The following is a 21,177-nucleotide window of genomic DNA, read 5'->3' on the forward strand; positions in this document are numbered from 1 at the left end:
CGATGGCACTGTTGGTTATCGGCCTGGGCACCTCCCACAGCCCCATGGTTGTGACGGATCCACCCATGTGGGAACAGCGGGCGATCAGCGACCATACCAGTCCCGACCTCTACGATCTCGCGGGTGATCACCGCACATACGAAGAGCTAGCGCGTTCCGGCAAAAGCTACGAGCGCGAGTGCCGCCTCGAGCATCTGTGCGAGCAGGCGCACCAGGTTGAAAGAGCTCTAAAACGCCTCACTGCCGACCTGAAGGAGTCGCGGCCGGACGTCGTTGTGATCGTGGGCGATGATCAGCACGAACTGTTTGATTCCGGGAACATGCCAGCAATCTCAATATTTTATGGGCAGCGGGCGCGTACTCACAGTTTCGCCAACCGGCGAATCAGCAGCTCCGACTTCATGAAGGTGATGTCCGAAGGATACATGATGGATCGGCACCACGAATTGCGCTGCGACGCGGAGTTTGCACTGCAGCTGATACAAGGGCTGGTCCACGCGGAGATCGATGTGGGTGCCTCTGCCACCGTGAGCGATCCCGAAACTCACGGGTTCGGTCACGCCTATGGGTTCGTGGTCAAACGCTTGATGGCGAACATCGAGGCCCCGATCGTTCCCATCATGCTCAACACGTATTACCCGCCGAATCAGCCTACTCCCGCGCGCTGTTACGCAATGGGCAAGGCGCTGGCTGCGGCGATCGAAGCAAGCGGTCTGGAGCGTCGCGTCGCGGTTGTTGCGTCTGGCGGGCTCAGTCACTTCGTGACGAATGAGCCGTTGGATACTCGTGTGCTGAACGCCTTGCGCTCGGGGGATGCTGCGGAGTTGCACAGTATCCCGGAGAAGTTGCTCCGGGCGGGATCCTCCGAGATTCGCAACTGGATCATGGTGGCCGGAGCATTCGCGAGAAAACCGCTGAGCTGGGCAGAGTACGTTCCGGTCTATCGCACCCCTGCGGGTACTGGAGTCGGCCTCGCGTTCGCACGCTGGTAACGAACTGCGATGTTCAGGGAGCAAGACTGGGGTGATCAAAGAAGAGAATTTCCGCTGGAGGCGGCAAAGTCGAGCACTCAGTCAAGATGGCGATCTGGGTGCGGTGCGCTACCGCGCCGCTCGAACGGTCATCGATCCCCGATGGCTCGAGATGTTTTTTCCGGATCCTGAGTCGCGGCCGCCATCCCATGCCCTCGCTTACCAGCTGGGCGATCCGATGCTTATCCAGTGTGAGTTTTTGGCGGCGGTGGAGTAACTGAATGGCAACCTTGAACCACAACGGAACGCCCGATCATTCGTTGATTGAGCGGCTTCGCAAACTGGACACCTGCGTTGTCTCCGACGCGCTCGATCAGCTGAAGTTGCGAGGGGCTGTTATTGGCCTGCGCGCCGTATCGGTTCCGCGCCGAATCGCCGGGCGTGCTGTCACTGTTCAATTGAGGACGGCCAATGGACAAGCGCCGAGCCGCCATCTCTGCACCGCGGCGGTGGATGCTTCTGGGCCCGGCGATGTGATCGTTGTCGCGCATGAAGGACGGGTCGATGTCGCCGGCTGGGGCGGAATCCTCTCCCTCGGGGCAACCACTCGTGAGATTGAGGGCGTCGTCGTCGACGGTGCCTGCCGCGATATCGATGAAAGCATTGAGCTCGGCTTGCCCATCTATGCGCGTGCGAACGTACCGGTCACCGCGCGGGGCAGGATCGTTGAGAAATCGTGGAATGAACCAATCACGGTCGATGGAGTAACCGTAGCTCCCGGAGACCTGGTTGTTGCGGATGGCAGCGGAGTGGTGTTTGTCGCTGCGGGCCAGGCCGAAGCGGTTGTCGGCGTCGCGGAAACCATCGCCCGCCGTGAAGCTGCGATGGCCGAGGCGGTGCGAGCGGGCCAGCCGCTCGCTGAAGTAATGAACCGCTCCTACGAGCAACTCGCGACAAAATTGTGATGGACGACAAGCAAAGAATCAAAACGTTACGCGCGCTCGATGTCACGAGCGTCAGCGACGCCCTGGATCGGCTTGGGATCGCGGGGCAATGCCACGGCATCATGCCGCTTGATCGTTCGTTTCGCCTCGCGGGTCGCGCATTCACGCTTCGCTACGTCGCGACTGACGGGAAACCGGGAACCGTCGGCGACTACATCGATGACCTTGGCCCGGGAGACGTGCCCGTACTCGACAACCAGGGTCGTACCGACGCAACTGTCTGGGGTGATCTCCTGACCTTCACCGCGAATCGGCGTGGCGTAAGTGGAACGGTGATCGACGGAGTCTGCCGTGACATCGATCGCAGCGTTCAACTCGCCTATCCGATCTTCGCGCGCGGCAATTGGATGCGGACGGGGAAGGATCGTGTGCGGCTCGACGGCACCAACGTCCCTGTTTCCATCGGTGGCGTTACAGTTAATGCGGGAGACTACCTGGTAGGCGATGCCGACGGAGTGGTGACGATCCCGGCATCGCGAATCGACGAAGTGATCGGCGCCGCGACCGAAATAGCTACGGCCGAGGATCGGATTCGCAACGCGATTGAGAAGGGCCAGGACTTAAGATCCGCGCGGGCTGCCGTGGGTTATTTCGACCTTCAGCGCAGGGGCTGATTTACAGCGGGCACCGGAAATGCTCGACGAACAGCGAAATCAAACATTGACGCAGGCGGGCCGCGGCACGCCGATGGGCGAATTGATGCGCCGATACTGGCATCCGATCGCGGCGGTAACGGAATTAGAAAACAATCCGGTCAAGGCTATCCGCCTGATGGGAGAAAACCTCGTATTGTATCGAGATGGGGGTGGAACCTACGGCCTCCTCCAACGCAAATGTGCGCATCGGGGTGCAGACCTCTCTTACGGTTTCGTGGAGGATTGCGGACTCCGCTGCCACTACCATGGATGGCTGTACGATCACACCGGACGCTGTGCTCAGCAGCCATACGAGGAGCGGCTCGACCCCGCCGCAAAGCTCAGGAAATCTATCCGGATGCAGGCTTATCCGGTTGAGGTCAAAGCCGGTTTGGTATGGGCCTACCTTGGACCCCAACCCCTTCCTTTAGTACCGACGTGGGAGCCGTTTACCTGGAGCAACGGCTTCGTTCAGATCGTATTTGCAGAAATTCCCTGCAATTGGCTTCAAGCGCAGGAGAACTCGATCGATCCCGTTCACTTTGAATGGATGCACGACAACTGGGGCATCCGTCGGCTTCATTTGAATGAGACCACTTACGCACCCGCGCATCTGAAACTGGATTTCGATGAGTTCGAATACGGCTTTACCTACAAGCGCGTACGCGAAGGTTCCGATGAATCCGGGCCACTCTGGAGAATCGGCCGCGTATGCCTTTGGCCTAATGCCCTCTTCACTGGGGAGCATTTCGAATGGCGGGTGCCCATCGACGACGAGAACACGCTGAGCGTTACGTGGGCCTTTACGCGCGTTCCGCACGAAAGCGAACCCTATCGTCAGAGCCGAATCCCCTATTGGCACGGCCCGATCAGGGATCCCCAAACCGGGCGATGGATTTCTAGCCACGTAATGAACCAGGACTTCATTGCCTGGGTTGGACAGGGGAGTATTTCAGACCGCACCATCGAGCACCTTGGCGCGAGCGATCGTGGAATCTCGATGATTCGAAGGAGATTCTTCAAAGACCTCGAAGCCGTTGAACGCGGAGAGGATCCCAAAGCAATCGTGCGCGATCGCGAAACCAATGTGCGAATTGATCTTCCAATTGCGGAACGCGACCTATGGGTCCATGGAATGACGCGAAAGCGCTTCGCCCAACACAACCAGGAGCGATTTCGTATGTTTGGCGCCTACACCTACCAGGCGGGGCAGCCGGAAGCCGTTAAGCGGCAATTTGAAGAAGCGATCGGCATGACCGTCGAGGAATGCATCGCGGAACGATAGCCTTGAGTGAGCTTTCGGCCCAGGCCACCCCCACCCTGAACCGAGCCCAGGAAGCGATATGGTTCTAATCACCGGCGGGATGGGCTTTATCGGACTTCACACCGCCCGAGCATTTCTTTCCGCGGGTGAGAAAGTAGTTCTAACCCGATTTCGCGCGACCCGGGAGGCCGAGTTTATCAAGAGCAACGCTGATCGCGTCACCGTCGTAAACCTCGACGTGACTAGCGCATTTGAATGCCTTGAGGTTATCCGGCGACATCGCATTGAAAGCATCGTTCATCTTTCAGCTCCGGGGCTCGGCACGTTGCCCCCCGGGGAAGAGCTGCGAGTCAATTTGGTTGGGCTGATGAACCTGCTCGAAGCTGCCCGGCTAAGCGGTGTCTCGCGGGTCTCTTTAGCCAGCTCGATTGCAGTTTACGCGGGTCTGACGGAGGGTCCATTTCGAGAGGACCAGCCGTTGCGCATCGAATCTTCCAGTCCCACCGAAGCATTCAAGAAATCGATCGAAACGCTTTCGCTTCACCATTCGGAACGCAGCGGATTGGAGGTGATCGTTCTTCGAATCGCAGCGATTTGGGGTCCGCTATATCATTCGATGTTCAACCTGCCGAGCCGAATGGTTCACGGCGCTCTCGGAAACGGAAAAGTAGATCTGACCTCCGGTCCCGGAGACCTTCCGTATGAAGAGGACGCCATCGACCTTTGTTATGTGAGTGACTGTGCCGCGGCCATCCGCTTGCTGCATCGCGCAAAGAGCTTGAATCATCGGATTTACAACGTGGGATCGGGAGTTGCGACTTCAAATGAAGACCTAAGGCGAACGGTGATCCACACCATGCCAAATGCGAAGATCGCTCTGCATCCAGGCCGGAGCCGCGCCTATCGGCGTGATGCCCACATGAACCTCGATCGCCTTCGCGCGGACACTGGATATCAGCCGCGATACGACGTCGCTAGGGGCATCGCTGAGTATGCCGATTGGCTGCGAGCCGGCAATCCGTTCTGAATCCCGCGCATCGGACACTCGTCATCAGAAACAGATTGTTGCCAAATCCGAGCTTTCTGGCTCAAGATCGATGCATCTCAGTTATGAACGGAGCCGCCGCGTGGAATGGCAGCAACTCAGGTATTTTCGCACTATCGCTAAAACCCAGCATCTGGGACGGGCTGCCGCAGAGCTTGGCGTATCCCAGCCGGCTCTGAGCCGGACTATCGCCCGCCTCGAGACTGAGTTCGGCACGCCACTGTTCGATCGAAAGGGCAGATCCATCCTTCTCAATCGCTACGGACGCGCCCTGCTCACGAGGGTTGAACGTGCTCTGCAGGAACTGGAGGACGCCCACAAAGAACTGACCGACATTTTCAATGAAGAGAGCGGAACGGTTTCGCTGGCCTTTCTGGCTACTCTCGGAACTTGGTTGGTACCCGACTTGATGCGAGGGTTCCAGGTCAAACATCCGAAAATGAACTTTCGTCTGCTCCAGGGACCGGCCCCTACACTACTTTCACGTCTGATGAGCGGCGACGTAGACCTCTGTCTGGTATCGCCAAGATTCGAAGAACCGCAGGTCGAATGGCTACCGATCGGCGAAGAGGAGCTATTTGTACTGGTTCCGGAGACGCACCCTCTGGCACGCAAACGCTCGGTTAAGTTAAAGGATATCGCCGAGGAGGCGTTCATCTCGCTGAAACCCGGCTATGGGCTGCGCCGAGTAACCGACCAACTTTGTGCGCAGGCCGGATTCAAGCCACGCATCAACTTCGAGGGAGAAGAAGTCTCAACCTTGTGGGGACTCGTCGGCGCGGGGCTTGGAATTGCGATAGGCCCACGTCTCGCCGTAACCGCCCCCGGGACTCCTACAGCAGTGCAGGTCTCGGAGCCGCGTTGCAGCCGCGCCATCGGCTTGGCGTGGATGAAGAAGCGATACCTGTCATCCGCTTCCAGGTCTTTCTTGGAGTTCATTCGCGCTCGTTTCAAGCGCTTGGGTTTTCTAGATCCACGCTCATCGATCGGTCGCACCTGACGCGCTCGCCTTCGGCTCAATTCATGTCGGGTCGGCGCATAGCTGGCGCCCACCCTGCGATAAGACGGATATTCGGAGTTTCGAGCTATCTGTTCGCCGCAACTTCGCCGAAACCGTCGAAGCTCCTGTGATTGCGACTATCTTCATCTTAATTCGCTGCTCACGGAACGAGTCGCGAGCCAACCTCTAGTCCAACCGGCTCGCGTTGCACACTTTTCCCCTTCTACCGAACAACAAGTTCTGTTCGGCGCTCCTGTCACACTCGTCCGCGGCGCGTGTCTAATGAGACAGAGGAGGACAAAAAATATGAGCGTGAGTGAAATCCAAGCCCTGGCACAGCGCTTTGCAGATGCGTTCGACAAGAACGACATGAAAAGCGCCTTGGAGATGCTCTCCGAGGACGTCGAGGTGATTGACCACGTGCCATATCGATTCGACGGCAAGCTGCTCTTTGCCAAATATTTAAACGAAACCTTCGGGGGGATCGCCTCGACGAGTTTCGGCTTCCGGCAGCCATCATGTCGCGTGTACAACGATAACGTGGGAATCGTGAACGCCTACGACATGTTCGTGGGAGCGACCAAAGACGGGAAGGCCCTGACGCTTCACGGACGAACCACGCTGGTGTTCGTCAAACAAGGCGGTAATTGGAAGATTGTGAGCTGCCACTTCTCAGCAATGCCGCAGACCTCGTGAACCGCAAGCGGTGGTGACGCGATCCGCCAGGAGGCAAGTAATGGTAGTCGATAACCCCTTGGCCGAAAATGCGCCGAGCGAGCGCGAGGATGAAAATCTTGTCCTGCGCGCTCGCGCCGGCGATCGCAAGGCGCTGGAGGATCTGGTCGAACGCCATCAGGCGTGGATCTACAACATCGCGTTGCGCATGCTGTTCCATCCTGAGGATGCAGAGGATGCAACGCAGGAGATTCTCGTCAAGGTAGTGACCCGGCTTTCGTCCTTTGAAGGGCGGAGCAGCCTCCGGACCTGGATCTACCGGATAGTCGTCAATCATGTGCTCAACATGAGGAGGGGAAGGGTCGAGGACCCCCTAATAGACTTTCGTCGCTACGGCGAGGAACTCGATGCGACACCCGACCTCGACCCACCTGATCTTAAAGGAGTGTCGCCTGACGGGAATCTACTCGTCACCGAAGCGATGCTTGCCTGTACTTCCGGGATGCTGCTCTGCCTCGATCGCGAGCAGCGCCTCGCTTACATCCTAGGCGCCATCTTGGGAGTCAGCGACGCCGTCGCCGCCGAAGTATTGGAGATCACGCCAGAGAACTTTCGCCAACGGCTGGCCCGCGCTCGACGGGACCTGCGCAACTTCATGAACGACAAGTGCGGGCTGGTGAATCCGGCGAATTCATGCCGATGCGCCAAGAAGACCCGCGGCTTCATTCAAGCTGGCCACGTCGATCCCGAAAATCTACTCTTTGTCCGCGAGCGAATCTGCAAGGTGCGCGAAGCCGCGCCCAAGACGTATCAGACCGTCAAGACGCTGGACGACAAATGCGCGGAGATCTACCGCGGACATCCGTTCTACAGACCTCCGGACCTCGTGAAAATGATGCGGAAGCTGCTCGCGAGCCCTGCTCTGCCGTGAAGCGGGGAGGTAAGTCGATGTTTGCGGTATACGCCGCGGGACCGACGACCTGCTGATTACGAAAGGCTTGTCAGCAAGTTCCTAAAGTCAGGTTCACTAAGCGCCTGATTTCACGACCTTTTTCGTGAATTCACTGCTGATTGAAAATCAGCTCCTATCATTCCCTACTCATCTATTCTCATTCTTCTTTCCGACAGCCGCGCGAACTCCTGCGACCACCTCCGCCAGTGCGGTACCAGTCGGGAAGACGGCGCTGGCGCCCGCCTCGAGCATCGCGGGAATTTCCTGTGGCGTTATCGTCCCGCCCACGAGGATCGCGACCTCGGCAGCGCGTTCGCCCAGGGCCTCCTTCAGGCGGCGGGTCAGCGGCAAGTGCGCTCCTGAGAGGATACTGAGGCCGATCGCATCAACATCCTCTTGCAGTGCGACTTCGGCGATATGCTCCACGTTCTGACGGAGCCCGGTGTAGATCACTTCCATACCGGCATCGCGTAGCGCGTAGGCGACTACCTTTGCTCCGCGGTCGTGGCCGTCCAGCCCGGGTTTCGCGATCAACACACGAATCCGACGCTCATCCATCGAGACCCCTCCCGCGGATCAAAGCGCGACCGGCTCCTGGTAAGTCCCAAAGTGCTCACGGAGCACCGCGCAAATCTCGCCGATACTCGCGTAGGCTTTAACCGCTTCGCTGAGCGAAGGCATCATGTTTTCGCTGCCACGTGCTGCTTCCGCGACACCTACGAGCGTTTTCTTCACTTTCGCATCATCACGGCGGCCTCGTACTTTGGCGAGCTTCTGCCGCTGACGCTCCCCGATCTGCGGATCCGCCTGATACAGCTGCAACCGTTCGCGCTCGGGCTCCGGGCGCGCGAACTTATTTACCCCGACAACGATTTGCTCGCCGCTCTCGATACGCATCTGATGTCGATACGCTTCCTGCGCGATTTCGCGCTGGATCATCCCCTTCTCGATTGCGGCCACCATCCCGCCCATGGTTTCGATACGATCGATTATCGCGCCGACCTCGGCTTCCACCCTGTCTGTAAGCGCCTCGACGAAATAGGAGCCGGCCAGCGGATCAACCACGCTTGGCACGTTGGTCTCGTATGCGAGCACTTGCTGGGTGCGCAGTGCCAGTTCGGCGCTCTGCTCGGTCGGGATCGCGAATGGCTCGTCCCAAGCCGCAGTGAATACCGACTGCACGCCGCCGAGCACCGAGGCGAGTAGCTGGTACGCGACGCGGACCACATTGTTAAACGGCTGCTGGGCGGTGAGGGTACTGCCGCCGCACACGACGCCGAAGCGGAACATCTGCGAATTGGGGTCGTTCGCGCCGAAGCGCTCTTTCATTATTCGCGCCCATAGGCGGCGCCCCGCGCGGTACTTGGTAACTTCCTCGAACAGATCGTTGTGCGTGTAGAAGTAGAAGCTTAGCAAGCGGCCGAATTGATCGACGTTCAGTCCGCGATCGAGACAGGCCTGCACGTAAGTGATCGCGTCCGCCAGAGTGAACGCGAGTTCCTGAACCGCGGTCGCCCCAGCATCGCGGAAATGCGCGCCCGCTATGCTGATTGCGTTGAAGCGCGGGGCGTGTGTGACGCAATGCTCGATCGTGTCCACGATCAATCGCAAGGCCGGCGCCGGCGGGAAAATCCAGGTCCCGCGCGACACGTATTCCTTGAGAATGTCGTTCTGAATCGTTCCCGCAATCTTCTCCGGCGTGATCCCCTGTTTCTCAGCAACTGCCAGGTACATCGCAAGCAGGATCGACGCGGTGGAATTGATCGTGAATGACGCGCTCACCTGGCCCAGCGGAATGCCAGCGAAAAGCTCCTCCATGTCGGCAAGTGTGTCGATCGCAACGCCGACGCGTCCCACATCATCGATTGCCATTGGGTCGTCGGAGTCCATCCCCAGCTGAGTCGGCAAATCGAGCGCGACAGAAATTCCGGTCTGGCCCTGCTCCAGCAGCCATCGGTAGCGCTGGTTGGTTTCGGATGCGGTGCCGAAGCCGCTGTACTGGCGCATCGTCCACAGCCTTCCACGATACATGGTCGGCTGGACACCGCGCGTGAACGGGTACTCTCCCGGCATCCCGAGTTCGCCGTGGATATTGTTTTCGGTGTAGAGCGGATCGAGTTCGATTCCCGACGAGGTCTCCGCCGGCGCCACCTTCAACTTCGCAACGCGTTCGCGCCATCGCCGCTCTGACTCGTGAGTGTCGACGCCGTTGTTCGTTATCCGGGACGCTTGCGAGATATCGGTTTCTGGAAAATTTGCCATCGCGTTAAAAACTCCGCTGCGATTGCTCAAGTGCTCGATTCCGCAGTCTCGCGTCGCACTCAGCGACGCTGCTTCCATGTAGCGACCGCCTTCAAATGCTCGTCCGATACCCAGGTACGCGCAAAACTGTCCGCCTCGAATTCGATCGCCGCTTCACCGACGAGACCGCGTCCGCTATTCACTTGATACTTGATCGCGCGCACTGCCTCATTGGGGTTCGCGGCAATTTGCTGCGCCAACGCAATCGCAGAATCGCGCACGGAAGCGGGCTCGACGACGCTATCTACCAGCCCGATACGCATGGCCTCGGCCGCATCGATGACTTCGCCGGTGAGCATGAGTCGAAGCGCGATCGAGCGCCCGACCAATTCGACGAGGCGCGAGCGCCCGCCCCATGCCGGCGTTATCCCAATCGTGACCTGCTTGAATGCGAAACGAGCGCGGCTGCTCGCAATACGAATATCGCAGGCCAGCGCTACTTCGCAGCCACCGCCGAAGCTGTCGCCATTTATCGCACCGATCACTGCGATCGGCAGTTCACTGAGACGCGCCATCAGCGTCTGCATCTGGCGCGACATCGAGGCCGCAGCCTGATGCGTGGTCAGTTGTTCAAGCTCCTTGAGATCGCCCCCTGAAACGAATGTCTTATCTCCGGCACCGGTGAGAACCAGCACAGAGAGCGTCGGCGAGGTTTCCAGATGATCCAGCACGCGCTCCAACTCCGGCATCGTCGTCAGGCCGATCGCGTTGTGAACCGCCGGACGGTTAATGGTTAGCAGTCCGACACCGTCCGCTTCGACATATTGAAGGTGGTCGAGACCTGCAATTGGCGCGGATCTCTGAAGCTCGTGCTCGGCCGACATCTTCAGTTCTTTTGAACTCTGCGACTCCAGAGCTATCCAAGAAAATTCATAGGTCGTTCGACTCGAAACCGACTGCGAACATGATGACAGTACCTTGAGAGTGTACGTAATTGAAAGCAACTCTTTCAAGAGGTAGAACTATCATTCATGGATGTGAAAAGTGCCGGACGCACCATGGAACTCTTCGAAGCCTTCGCCAGGGCGCAAACTCCGCTCTCGTTGTCTGAAATAGCGCGCTCCTTAGACGCGCCAGCATCTAGCTGCTTCAACTTGATCCGCGCGTTGGAAGCTCGCGGATATCTGTACCTTGTCGAGCCGAAGCGCTTGTACCCTACGCACCGGCTGTTTGAAGTCGCTCGGACGATTGCGGCGCGAGAACCATGGATCGATCTTTTGGAGCCAGTCCTCGCCGATCTTAGAGACGAGACGCGCGAAACCGTGATTCTAGGGAAGCGTCAGGGCGACCGAGTGATCTACCTTGAGGTTTTTGAAGGACCGCAAACGATCCGCTACAGCGCGAGGTCGGGCGATCTAAAGCCGCTGCACTCGAGTTCAATCGGCAAGGCATTACTCGGGACGCTGGAACCGGCCGATTTGTCTGAACTGCTGAAGAACTTGCCATTGAGACAGGTGACCAAAGCGACGATCACCAGTCGGCAAAAGCTGCTCACCGACCTCGAACGGAGCCGCCGGCGCGGCTTTTTTATGACCGCTGGGGAGAATGTGGCAGACGTGACGGCGGTGGCAGCGGGCTTGCGCCTCGACTACGAGGCGTACGGAATTGCCATAGCGGGACCGATGTCTCGCATGCGAGAGAACCTCGGCGAACACACCTCAGCTCTGAAGAGGGCCAGTGCTTCGATCGGGGAATTGAGTCGAGGACGGGCGGTCGCCAAAGCGATCGGATAGAGAACGCGTAGCCGGATGCTCGAAAATTCTCTGATAAATATCGATCAAAGGGATAGAAAGCGAGATGTCGGACATACTGACTCAAGGCAGGATCACACGCCGGAAGCGGCGCGCTCTCTGCGCGAGAAGATCGGCTTGCTGTTGCGATCCCGGAATTCTTACAGTACCTCTTTCTATTTCGACAGATGGCAGCTATCAAGCTCTCCCGCACTGATAACGCGCCCATCCAGCACGCGGACCGCTCATCTTGCAATGGCGGGTCCCGGAGCGCCACTAAAAAAGTTATGGCGGCATTCGGACCGAAGATGCTCCAGCTCTGCGGTAGGGAGGCTACCGGCACGATTACCCTGGATGGCCGGAAGAAAAACCCTGCAAGAGCATGTCGTACCGAGAAATACGGACGCTACGAAAGAAGCGGGATGTCCACCTCCGCGCATTATCGGTGGGGTACTGCTCGCGATTGTCAATGACGTGTCTGCCGCACGCGAAGTCGCAGCGAAAGTATTTCGGGTCTATCGCGATCTGCCAGCGTATCGCACTAAGAACACACAGAACCCTCCGATGTTTTGATCATGGCGAATTTTGATTGAAGGACCAGGTCACGACGTCCGCCTTGCCCGCGAAGGAGTGAAACAGGATGCTTCAGGTTCATGCGCTTACGCTTACCGAGACTGCACGCGGAATTCGCGAGCGAAAGCTCTCGCCCGTCGTGCTGGTGGAGGCTTCGCTTGCACGCATCGATCGCCTAGATGGCACGATCAGGGCTTGGGCCGCGGTCGATCGAGCTGGAGCGCAACGCGCCGCGGCTGAGCTTGATCGGGAGGCGCACGACGGCCGCTTTCGCGGACCGCTCCACGGCGTGCCGGTCGGGATCAAGGACATCTTCTACACCGCGGGACTTAAAACCGCGGCGGGCTCCAAGGTGCTCGCTGGTTTGGTTCCGCATTACGACGCCGAGGCGGTCGCGCGCCTTAAACGCGCCGGTGCAATCGTCCTGGGCAAGCTCGCGACCGCCGAGTTTGCGTTCGCAGACGCGCCCGCCACTCGTAACCCATGGAACACGGAGCATAGCCCAGGGGGCTCTAGCAGCGGCTCAGGTGCGGCGGTCGCAGCACGGATGTGCCATGCCGCGATCGGCTCGCAAACCCTTGGTTCGACCATCCGACCTGCGTCGTACTGCGGCATCGTCGGGATGAAGCCGACCTTCGGCCGAGTCAGCCGCTATGGAATGCTAGCGCTCGCACCGAGCCTCGACCACGTCGGCATCTTCGCGCGGTCGGTCGCCGACACGGCCGTGATGCTGCAGGCGTTGGCGGGACAGGATTCCCGGGACGCTGCAAGCTGGGCAGTCGCGACGGGCGACTATCTGTTTTCAGCTTCGCAGGTCGCGCGGCCTCCGCAAATCGCAGTGATGCCCAAAGCGTTCGATGATCGCGCAGACGATGACACCCGCGCTGCAGTCGTCGATGCGCTTGGCAAGCTCGCCAAGGCCGGCGCACGGATCGAAGCCGTCGATGAGCCCCCGTCGCTCGCCCGGACTAGAGAGAGCGCTCTGGCCGTGCTGGGTGCTGAGGCCGCCGAGGTCCATCGCGAGCGCTTTGCAGAGAAAAAAGACCTATATGGGCCGAAGCTTAGCGAGTTCCTCGAGCGCAACTCCAATATGCAAGCTTGCGAATACATACGGGCGCTGGAGGTGCAAAGGTGTTTTCGCCAAGAGATCGATCGCGTGCTAGTTCGCTTTGATGTGATCCTGACCCCAGCTACACCTGCGCCGGCGCCGGCCGGAATTGAGTCGACCGGTGATCCCTCGTTCAACCTGCCTTGGAGCCTTAGTGGCCATCCGGTTGTGTCGCTGCCGTGTGCGCTTGGTCCGTCGCGATTGCCGATCTCGATCCAGCTCACTGGCACGACGCTCGAGGAGGGCCGACTGCTGAACGTGGCACGATGGTGCGAGCAGGTTTTTGGTTTCGATGAACTCCCGGACCCAGCGCCATTTTGAGCTGATACTTCGACTCGATTTGGTTGGCTACAGCTACGGTCGCGCAGCGATCGCTTCGAAGTTGTCGAACGCCTTAAAAAAGCGCTGGTTTGTGCTGGAACACGTCGAAAGCGGCAGTTAACACCGCTGACCCCTTGCCGTTTCCCTTGTACCACGCACCGGTCGCTCGACGAAGATCCAGTCCGCGGTGACGACCGATTGGAGGATCGATTTCCAAGGTTTGTTGGAATCATGGGCAGGTTCGGTCACTGGGATGATAATCTGTCGACGGCGATCTTTAGCCAAGGAAGCTGGTCCCCTCGCCGTTCTGTGTATTGTTTCGGAGTTGGAGCGGCGAGCGTCCCGTCTGCGCTGAGAACGCGGTGCGATTTCCTACTTCACTGAGACGTTGGTAGCCTGAGGAGCGACGATGCGCCACCCGCGATCCTCCAGATAGTAGACGTTGGTGTAACGGCGATTCATAGTCTTCCTAGAATCTGAGGCATTCCGCTTCGGCACGACGATCTCGTAACCGATGTCGGCTTCCCTGAGATTAAACAAGTGCGAAAGGATCGTCGCGAAAGCAAGCGCTGCGCCGCTGGACATCACGAGGGAACCGCAATACGACAGGTTTGCAGGAGGATCACGATCATGGCCAGCAGCGAGAAACGCTCTTCCTACCGATGGGTGATCGAAATTCTGCTGGTGCTGGCGCTGGCCAGCCAGACGCTGACCTGGCTCGCTCCAGCCCCGTTGTTGAGCCCGATCATCAAGGACCTGCAAATTCATTTAGGAGATGCCGGCCTCATCATCTCGATCATCTCGTTATGTATCGCGATTTTCGCGCTCGCCGGTGCGATGGTGGCGCAACGGATCGGCGCCCTGCGCTCCTTCATCATTGGCATCTGGTTGCTGGCGATCGGCGGTGTTGGCAGTGGTTACGCTCCCGGTTTTGGCACGCTCCTGGCCTGCCGCGTGCTCGAAGGAATCGGCTTCGGGATGATGATCGCTCCTCCTGCCACGCTCGTCATGCAGTGGTTCGATGAATCGCAGTGGGCATATATCAACACGATCAACGCGGTCGCGCCGTTCATCGGACTCACGGCGGCGTTCGCGCTCACGGCGCCGATATACGTCGCGGTGGGTGCGCGATGGCGCACCGCCCTATTCGCGTACGGATTGGCAGTGACGATAGTCGCACTTCTGTGGACACTGCTCGGGCGGACGCATCCTTCGCATCGATCCGGTGGCGGCGCGCACGCGGCGGAAGCGGGCGCAATGCGAGCAGTGCTCCAAATGCGCGATATCCGCGTAATCTCGATCGCGCTGGCCTCAGGAATGTGGGTATTTCAGCTCTACAGCGCGTTTTTGCCGGAATTCTTTCAGTCGGTCCGCGGCTTCACCCTGGAACAGGCCGGAACCCTGACCGCGCTGATTCCATTCGCGGGGATTTTCGCCGCCGCCGGTGCCGGCGTGATGACGGCCGCGATCGGATTGCGCCGGCCGTTTACCTTTCCGATGCAGATCGTGTTTGCGCTCGGATGCCTGGGAGCGGTGACTCTCACCAGTCTGCCGGCCCTTCGACTTTCGCTGATCCTCATCGGCGTCGGATCGTCTGCGCTGTTGCCGACCCTGGTGACCATGGTGATGGAACTTCCCGGAATGACGCCGATCAGAGCGGGAAGCGGACTCGGAGTAGTGTGGTGCGCCGCCTATATCGGCGCATTTCTTTCGCCGATCGTAGGCGGCTCGCTAGCCGGACATTTTGGCTTGCAGACTGTGATGTTGGCTTCGCTTTTATTCGGACTGATAGCGATCGGCGGATTCTACATGGTTCCCGAAACCGGAAAGGGGCGGATAACCCAGCCCGCAGAACAAGCAGCACTGATCGACGAGCAACCCGAGCGTGTAAGCAGGTAGCCTCAATTTTAATCGTCGAGGCTGCGGCGTGCGCAACCACCAATCAGGAGAAAGATTTACAATGACTAATGGCAGGATCCGGAAGATGTGGGCGCTACCCGGCGCGCAGCTTTCTGCACCGCGCTCGCTGCTGGTTCAAGGCGGCGACGCTACTATGGTCAAGCTGCCGTGTCCCTCGTTTCTCATGGAACACCCGAAAGGTCTCGTGCTATTCGACACGGGATGCAACCCGCGCATGATCGATGATCCAATCGGATACTTGGGCGAGCACGCGCGCAATCTGCCGTTGGAATGGAGCAAGACCGAGACCCTCGATCGGCAAATCAAGCAGGTCGGCTATCAACCATCAGACATCAAGTATGTAGTCGTATCGCATAGCCATTTCGATCACGTTGGCGGACTCAGCTACTTTCCCAAAGCAAAGTTTATCGTCGGAACCAACGAACTGCGCTACGCCTACTGGCCCGATCCCGACCGGCGGTGGGTATTCGTGCTCGAGGACTACCTGCCGACGCGCGGCTACGATTGGCTGGAACTCGGATGCGACTTCGATCTCTTTGGCGATGGTAGCCTGCAGTTCCTACTCACTCCGGGTCACACACCCGGCGAATGCTCGCTGATGGTGAGGCTCTCTAATCGCAACATCCTTCTAACCGGCGACACCGTGCATCTGCGCGAAGCTATTGAGCGGGAAGCCACGATGCCGCTGGACACCGACCCGAATCAATCGACGCATTCGATTCGCCGCCTCAAAGCGATACGTGAGATGTATGACGCAACCTTGTGGATCACCCACGATCCCGAGGACTGGTCGGAAATTCCCCATATCATCGAGTAGCGACGATGCCGATATACGAATGGCGATGTGATTGCGGTTACCAGTTCCAAGAAGTGATCTCGTGGCGCGAAGCCGATCGCGGAAGAAGGTGCCCGCGCTGCGGCTCATCTGCGGTGCGAATACCGTCGACTTTTGCGATTCGTGGCTCCGCGGCAACTCCACAGGTGAAGTTGAAGAAGCCCAAAATACCGAAGCCGCCGAGTTACGCCCGCTTCTGCGGCATGGACGATTACTCGGCGACACGCATGTCTGCATACAAAACGGGCCGCGGCGCGCAGTTCGATGACTATCACGCGGCGGTCGCGGAGAAGAAGGAGCAGGGAGAGTGAACGCGAGAGCTCAGGCGCAAGCCACTGAGTACTTCCGCGCGAGCAGGAGGAAACAGGTATACCTGTCTACGCAATCGCGCACGATCGAGTTCACGAGCCGAAAAAACACACCTACCTGGCGCATTCGGATCATTAACGACAGCGGTTCGACGATGGGCTGGTTTAGACTGGAATCGAATACAGCTTTGAGGCAGTGGCGCCGAGCAATTTGCGCTTGTCTTCGAAGGTCAGGCCCTCCAGTGTCCGCGCCACGTGTTCCAAGGCATTTGGATACAGGCAGGTTGGGTGGGGGAAATCCGTCTCGAACATGATGTTGTCAACGCCCAAAGCATCCAATGCAGCGCGGAAGCCTCTCCGCTCGAACCAGAAACAGGCGTATATTTGCCGCCGGAAGTAGTCGGACGGCTTCATGCTCAATAGGGACTTGGAGTTGGGCGCGGCCTCCTCTAACTCGTAATCCAGCGCTTCGAGCAAGAACGGCATCCAGCCCACACCGCTTTCCACGGAAACAAAATTCAGCTTCGGATAGCGCTCCAGAATTCCCGAGTAGATGAGGTTCGCGAAGACCTGCGCGTTATGCATGAAGAGCATCGTTGAGCCGAGCGCGAGCTTGCGGTCGGCGCTCTGAGAGGACCAGGACGATTTGCCGTAAAAGTCATTCGCCTCGGTGCTGCTGCCGATATGGAAATTGATCGGCATCCGCAGGTCCGAACAAATCTCCCACAGCGGATTCCAGTAACTCTGGCCTAGATCCGGAAGCCCGTGGTCCTGCGGGCTGGAGTTGGTATTAATGCCCTTCATGCCCATCTTGTGGCAGCGCTCGGTTTCCTTGACCGCCTGCCCGACATCCCACCACGGCATATAGGCCATCCCATAAAGCCGGCCGCCTGATTCCTCCTGAAATTCGGCCATCGCCTCGTTGTAGATCTGGATACAAACCAATCGTAATTCAGGGTCGACAGTGGCTGCCCGCTGCGCGCCAAAGCCCAAAAGATTCGGATACAGGATCTGCGCCCAGATGCCCTCACCGTCCATGAACTGAAGCCGCGCCTTTACGTCGTATGACCCGGCATGGACGTCTTCCAGTGCGTACTGGAAAAATTCGATACCGCGGGACTTCTCGCCCTCGGGCTTCACAACGCTTATCGCCGCGACCGGACCCAAGACCGTCGTGCCGCCGATCACCCATTGCCGCTTGTTGTCGACGGTTTTGACCTGTGGAACGCGCTCCTTCCACTTGGCCGGAGCCCGCTTAGTCCAGAGCGTGTATGGTTCGCTCAGATGAGTGTCGACGTCGATCACCTTGATTCCTGCCAGCGACTCGCGGCCCAAACCGGGTGATTCTTGATGTGCAGTTGCCATGTCGTTTCTCTCGGTGCCTTGGTGTCCTTCTCGGATCACGCGAAGTTGGTTTCGATTGTCGCTGATTCGTTAATGAAAGCCTGGAAGGAAAACAATTGCCGGTAAAAAATGTCCACCCGCATCTGATCCGCGCCGTGGACCTTGAACGGATGCCGCAGCAGACACAGGCGGTTCAGCGTGTGATCGGGATCTGCCTCGCCATGCGCCTTGATATTTTCCACCATCTCCTTCCAGGTGGCGTGGTTACCGTCCAGCGTCCAATCCGGATCGAATGACGCAATCTCGCTGTCGGCCAGCTCGCGAATCTCCACGCACTCCAAGCCGTCGAACACCAGGCCGAAGTTACGATTGCCACCCGGAGTATCGAGTATCCTGAAGACGGCGCGCGCCGAGACGAAGCCAAAATTCTGATATTTCGCGCGCTGCTCATTCATCCGCCCCGCCAGAAGCTCGAACCATTGAGTGGAAGGAAACGATGCTGCAGTGGTCATCGAATCTCCAATCGTCAAAAGGGAGCGCGCGCGGGGATAAGGCAACGGTCACGCCGCGTGAGGCCAATTGAGTCCAGGCGCGCCAGGTAGTCAGTGGCGAAGCGCGGCCAGAATTCACGAATGATACCCATCCCGCGCTCCGTTGCCTCTGCACCTCCCCACGCCAGAATCGCGAGCGGTTCCAGGACTTTCGGGTTCAGCAGATGATGCTCCGTTTGCAACGGTTCAAGGCGGTCGGCCACCAGATGGAGCTTTATCGCAGCTTCTTCGCGGTCCGGACAGTTGCGCAGATAAAATGAGATGCGGCGGCATCCAAAAGTTGTGTGACGCGCGCAATCCTGGATGAGTTGAGTCATCAGGTGCCGGTCGAAACGACTGCACGCTCCTCCCTGGGCTAACTGCGCCATACCCAGCAGGATACTGTTGAACAGGACATCGATCGCGAACACGACGGCTGCGAAGTCGCGATTCACCTGACCGACAAAGCCGTGGGACGATTCATTGCAGACGTCAATCAATCCCGCTTCCAGTCCATCAACCTGAACGCCCACGCCTCCGCCGTTGGCCATCACACGATTGCGCAGCAGTCCCGCCATCAGGTTGTAATCGAACAACTCGTAGGCGAGATAGCTCTTTACTTCCGCGAACCCGTAATGGATCAGGCCGTTCCACGGGCCGGACGCTTCCGAACACAGGTGGAACGCTTGGATTAGATACGTCGCAAACTGGTCGAAGGCGCGCTCGAGATCAGTGCTCAGCGGGGTCATCTCCTCCCACCGCAACTGGCGCGCTGGACGCATCTGACGGTCCAGCGCCTCTTCGGCGAGTTCGGCGGCCTCGTCGATCCAAACCTGGTAGCGCAGGTCCATCTCTCGCGCGGTGCCATACTTGGGCGCGATCTTTTCCTCGAGCTCCCGCGAGATCGCAGGATGCGTCTTGATGTAGCGGGAATGGTTCACGCGGCGCGCCGGTTCATTGGTCGGTTCCGGATTGGCGCTGACCGCATTGATCGCCATGAAGGTCATTCCGATGCGATCAGGCTTCGCACGTTTGCCACATTCGGTCCATTCGCCGCCAACCAGGGGCGTGGTGAACCACTCGCCGAGCTGACCCGAGCGGATGCGTTGGGCTTGCGGATGGTTATAGAGCTTGGCTTTAACTTCCTCTGGCAGCGGCAGGGGAATCGGTTTTTCCCTGCGCGTGGGGGGCAGTGCGAAGCGCGGTGGTAAGCGGGCGGACGACGACGCCATGGTGATCGCTTGTCTCGGGGCTAGAAAGGCGCTTCGTCAGGAATCATGCAGCGGCCCCGGCGCGGAAGGCCTGCGCGGTCGCAGCGGTCTAGGTATTCTTCGACCACAGCGGCCCAGAACTCGCGCACGACATCCCATCCCTTGTCCAGGTTCCCGGTGCTGCCCGCGGCCAACAGGGCGAACGGCTCCACTGCGCTGGGATGCACCAGCAGGCCAAATCCGGCCCCGCTGGTTTCGGTAACAGAGGCCAGATAGTGCAGCATCTCTAAGGCCGCCTCGCGTTCCTGTCGCGGTGCATTCTCCAGGTAGTACTTAATACGCATCGTGCCGAAGGAAACGTGCCGCGCTTCATCCTGCATGATGCGCCGAAACATCTCCTTGTCGCAGGGATTACGTCCGAGGAATTCGCCGAAGCGGAAGAAGTCCAGCACTACGCCTTCGCCTATCATCTGCACGAAATAGGAATAGGCGAGGAAATCCAGGGTCGGATTGACGCTCGCAATCACTCTGGCGGCTTCTTCAGGTAGCACCGACTTGCGCGGATCGAACTGGAAGAGCGCCTCGGCGCCCGGCTCCATGCCTGGTCCGCCGCCGTTTGCATACATCCGCTTGCCGAACACCTCCATGTGGCGCGCTTCATCGGCGCACTGCGAGGACATGAACAACCGCACCTCTGCGAAAGAGGGATCCACCCGCGCCATGTAGAAAGGCAGAGTGTCTCCCGGAATGAATTCCACCGTATGCAAAAACCCGACAAATTGGCACAGCGCACGTTCCTGGTCATTGGACAAAGGCTCTAATTTGTCCCAGGGGATATCGCGCGTGGCGCTCCATTGCCGCACACCGCCTCTTCGTACAGGCTTTCGACGTTGTATGACCACACCTGGTACTTCTGGTTGAGCGGATAGTCATAGCGCGGCGTGTCAGGTTCGGTTCCCGCTTCGCGGTCCGATATCAATCCCAGGCCCTCGGCAGGAATCGGATGTCGGTCAGCACGGTTGAGTTCGACCATGCTCACACCGCGGCGGCGGTTGGGTTGAAAATGATGACCCCATGAACCCCAGATGCCGCCTTCCTCGGTTGGCTTGGCGGTAAACCACCCGCCGGGTTCGTAGTTACCCTCACGCCAGCGTCGGACTTGTGGCAGGGCCCGCATCCGCTCAAGGGTCTCTTTCTTATCGATGGGAATGGCCATGGCTGCCTCCAGAGCAGTGCTCCGTCTCGGCTTTTACATGGGTTGGTGGGGCTTTTAGCTTGACTTCCCCAAGACCCTTAATCGACCCGACGCGAGCACGAGGCGTCCCGTCTTCCGAAGAGCACGCCGCAGGGCATAGGTTTCCTATGCGAATTGTTGCCTTGGTTAAGCGTTTCTGTTGAAGTCGTTTAGCGCCGGGAGGGAGCGCTTGTCAAGAAATCACGGTCAGCGAGC

The 21,177-nt window shown here is 58.8% G+C and carries 22 protein-coding genes; 13 read left to right on the forward strand and 9 right to left on the reverse strand.

Annotation, left to right across the window (positions count from 1 at the left end):
* The first annotated feature begins 2 nt into the window (after positions 1-2).
* The 8 genes from VGI36_04640 to VGI36_04675 all read left to right on the forward strand — a co-directional run bounded on the left by VGI36_04640 (position 3) and on the right by VGI36_04675 (position 7,525).
* Positions 3-992: a hypothetical protein gene (locus tag VGI36_04640; protein ID HEY2484410.1), complete on the forward strand. Its 990-nt coding sequence runs from the start codon at positions 3-5 to the stop codon at positions 990-992.
* 260 nt (positions 993-1,252) lie between these two features.
* Positions 1,253-1,936, forward strand: a complete 684-nt coding sequence (locus VGI36_04645; protein ID HEY2484411.1) for a hypothetical protein — start codon at positions 1,253-1,255, stop codon at positions 1,934-1,936.
* On the forward strand, positions 1,936-2,589 hold the full coding sequence (locus VGI36_04650; GenBank protein HEY2484412.1) for an RraA family protein: 654 nt from the start codon (positions 1,936-1,938) through the stop codon (positions 2,587-2,589). The genes VGI36_04645 and VGI36_04650 overlap by 1 nt, the downstream gene beginning before the upstream one ends.
* Positions 2,590-2,608: 19 nt before the next feature.
* Positions 2,609-3,895, forward strand: a complete 1,287-nt coding sequence (locus VGI36_04655) for an aromatic ring-hydroxylating dioxygenase subunit alpha (GenBank protein ID HEY2484413.1) — start codon at positions 2,609-2,611, stop codon at positions 3,893-3,895.
* A 58-nt stretch (positions 3,896-3,953) separates the two neighbouring features.
* Complete coding sequence (locus VGI36_04660) at positions 3,954-4,901, forward strand: NAD(P)-dependent oxidoreductase (GenBank protein HEY2484414.1); 948 nt, start codon at positions 3,954-3,956, stop codon at positions 4,899-4,901.
* 100 nt (positions 4,902-5,001) lie between these two features.
* On the forward strand, positions 5,002-5,919 hold the full coding sequence (locus tag VGI36_04665) for a LysR family transcriptional regulator (GenBank protein HEY2484415.1): 918 nt from the start codon (positions 5,002-5,004) through the stop codon (positions 5,917-5,919).
* 306 nt (positions 5,920-6,225) lie between these two features.
* Positions 6,226-6,615, forward strand: a complete 390-nt coding sequence (locus tag VGI36_04670) for a nuclear transport factor 2 family protein (GenBank protein ID HEY2484416.1) — start codon at positions 6,226-6,228, stop codon at positions 6,613-6,615.
* A 40-nt stretch (positions 6,616-6,655) separates the two neighbouring features.
* Positions 6,656-7,525, forward strand: a complete 870-nt coding sequence (locus tag VGI36_04675; GenBank protein HEY2484417.1) for an RNA polymerase sigma factor — start codon at positions 6,656-6,658, stop codon at positions 7,523-7,525.
* Between the two features lie 168 nt (positions 7,526-7,693).
* Here VGI36_04675 and VGI36_04680 read toward each other — a convergent pair whose 3' ends face one another.
* Genes VGI36_04680 through VGI36_04690 form a run of 3 tightly spaced genes read right to left on the reverse strand, consistent with a single transcriptional unit; the run spans position 7,694 to position 10,671 of the window.
* Positions 7,694-8,104, reverse strand: coding sequence for a cobalamin B12-binding domain-containing protein (locus tag VGI36_04680; GenBank protein ID HEY2484418.1), 411 nt, complete (start codon positions 8,102-8,104; stop codon positions 7,694-7,696).
* An 18-nt stretch (positions 8,105-8,122) separates the two neighbouring features.
* Positions 8,123-9,886, reverse strand: a complete 1,764-nt coding sequence (locus tag VGI36_04685; protein ID HEY2484419.1) for a methylmalonyl-CoA mutase family protein — start codon at positions 9,884-9,886, stop codon at positions 8,123-8,125.
* Positions 9,868-10,671 carry an enoyl-CoA hydratase/isomerase family protein gene (locus VGI36_04690; protein ID HEY2484420.1) on the reverse strand — a complete coding sequence of 268 codons (804 nt, stop codon included), beginning with the start codon at positions 10,669-10,671 and terminating at the stop codon, positions 9,868-9,870. Before VGI36_04690 ends, VGI36_04685 begins: the two co-directional genes overlap by 19 nt.
* Positions 10,672-10,995: 324 nt before the next feature.
* On the opposite strand from VGI36_04690, the gene VGI36_04695 reads away from it, so the two are divergent.
* Both VGI36_04695 and VGI36_04700 read left to right on the forward strand, forming a co-directional pair.
* The gene (locus VGI36_04695) at positions 10,996-11,580 is read left to right on the forward strand and encodes an IclR family transcriptional regulator C-terminal domain-containing protein (protein ID HEY2484421.1); all 585 of its coding nucleotides are present in this window, start codon (positions 10,996-10,998) and stop codon (positions 11,578-11,580) included.
* A gap of 637 nt (positions 11,581-12,217) precedes the next feature.
* On the forward strand, positions 12,218-13,579 hold the full coding sequence (locus VGI36_04700) for an amidase (protein ID HEY2484422.1): 1,362 nt from the start codon (positions 12,218-12,220) through the stop codon (positions 13,577-13,579).
* Between the two features lie 372 nt (positions 13,580-13,951).
* Here the strand turns inward: VGI36_04700 and VGI36_04705 are convergent, their stop codons facing one another.
* Positions 13,952-14,164, reverse strand: a complete 213-nt coding sequence (locus tag VGI36_04705; protein ID HEY2484423.1) for a hypothetical protein — start codon at positions 14,162-14,164, stop codon at positions 13,952-13,954.
* Positions 14,165-14,209: 45 nt separating this feature from the next.
* Here VGI36_04705 and VGI36_04710 point away from each other — a divergent pair, with 45 nt between their 5' ends.
* From VGI36_04710 to VGI36_04720, 3 genes are all read left to right on the forward strand, one after another.
* Entirely contained in the window at positions 14,210-15,478 is a 1,269-nt protein-coding gene (locus tag VGI36_04710) for an MFS transporter (GenBank protein HEY2484424.1), read from the forward strand.
* 61 nt (positions 15,479-15,539) lie between these two features.
* Complete coding sequence (locus tag VGI36_04715) at positions 15,540-16,316, forward strand: N-acyl homoserine lactonase family protein (GenBank protein HEY2484425.1); 777 nt, start codon at positions 15,540-15,542, stop codon at positions 16,314-16,316.
* 5 nt (positions 16,317-16,321) lie between these two features.
* The gene (locus VGI36_04720; GenBank protein ID HEY2484426.1) at positions 16,322-16,645 is read left to right on the forward strand and encodes an FmdB family zinc ribbon protein; all 324 of its coding nucleotides are present in this window, start codon (positions 16,322-16,324) and stop codon (positions 16,643-16,645) included.
* Between the two features lie 162 nt (positions 16,646-16,807).
* Here VGI36_04720 and VGI36_04725 read toward each other — a convergent pair whose 3' ends face one another.
* Genes VGI36_04725 through VGI36_04745 form a run of 5 tightly spaced genes read right to left on the reverse strand, consistent with a single transcriptional unit; the run spans position 16,808 to position 20,943 of the window.
* Positions 16,808-18,007 carry an amidohydrolase family protein gene (locus VGI36_04725; GenBank protein HEY2484427.1) on the reverse strand — a complete coding sequence of 400 codons (1,200 nt, stop codon included), beginning with the start codon at positions 18,005-18,007 and terminating at the stop codon, positions 16,808-16,810.
* Between the two features lie 35 nt (positions 18,008-18,042).
* Positions 18,043-18,498, reverse strand: coding sequence for a hypothetical protein (locus VGI36_04730; GenBank protein HEY2484428.1), 456 nt, complete (start codon positions 18,496-18,498; stop codon positions 18,043-18,045).
* Positions 18,499-18,512: 14 nt separating this feature from the next.
* Complete coding sequence (locus tag VGI36_04735; GenBank protein HEY2484429.1) at positions 18,513-19,748, reverse strand: hypothetical protein; 1,236 nt, start codon at positions 19,746-19,748, stop codon at positions 18,513-18,515.
* A 20-nt stretch (positions 19,749-19,768) separates the two neighbouring features.
* The gene (locus tag VGI36_04740; protein HEY2484430.1) at positions 19,769-20,539 is read right to left on the reverse strand and encodes a hypothetical protein; all 771 of its coding nucleotides are present in this window, start codon (positions 20,537-20,539) and stop codon (positions 19,769-19,771) included.
* 5 nt (positions 20,540-20,544) lie between these two features.
* A complete protein-coding gene (locus VGI36_04745) occupies positions 20,545-20,943 on the reverse strand; it encodes a hypothetical protein (GenBank protein HEY2484431.1) in 399 nt (132 codons plus the stop codon).
* Positions 20,944-21,177 lie beyond the last annotated feature (234 nt).

The organism is Candidatus Binataceae bacterium (genome assembly GCA_036495685.1).
Lineage (GTDB): Bacteria > Desulfobacterota > Binatia > Binatales > Binataceae > JAFAHS01.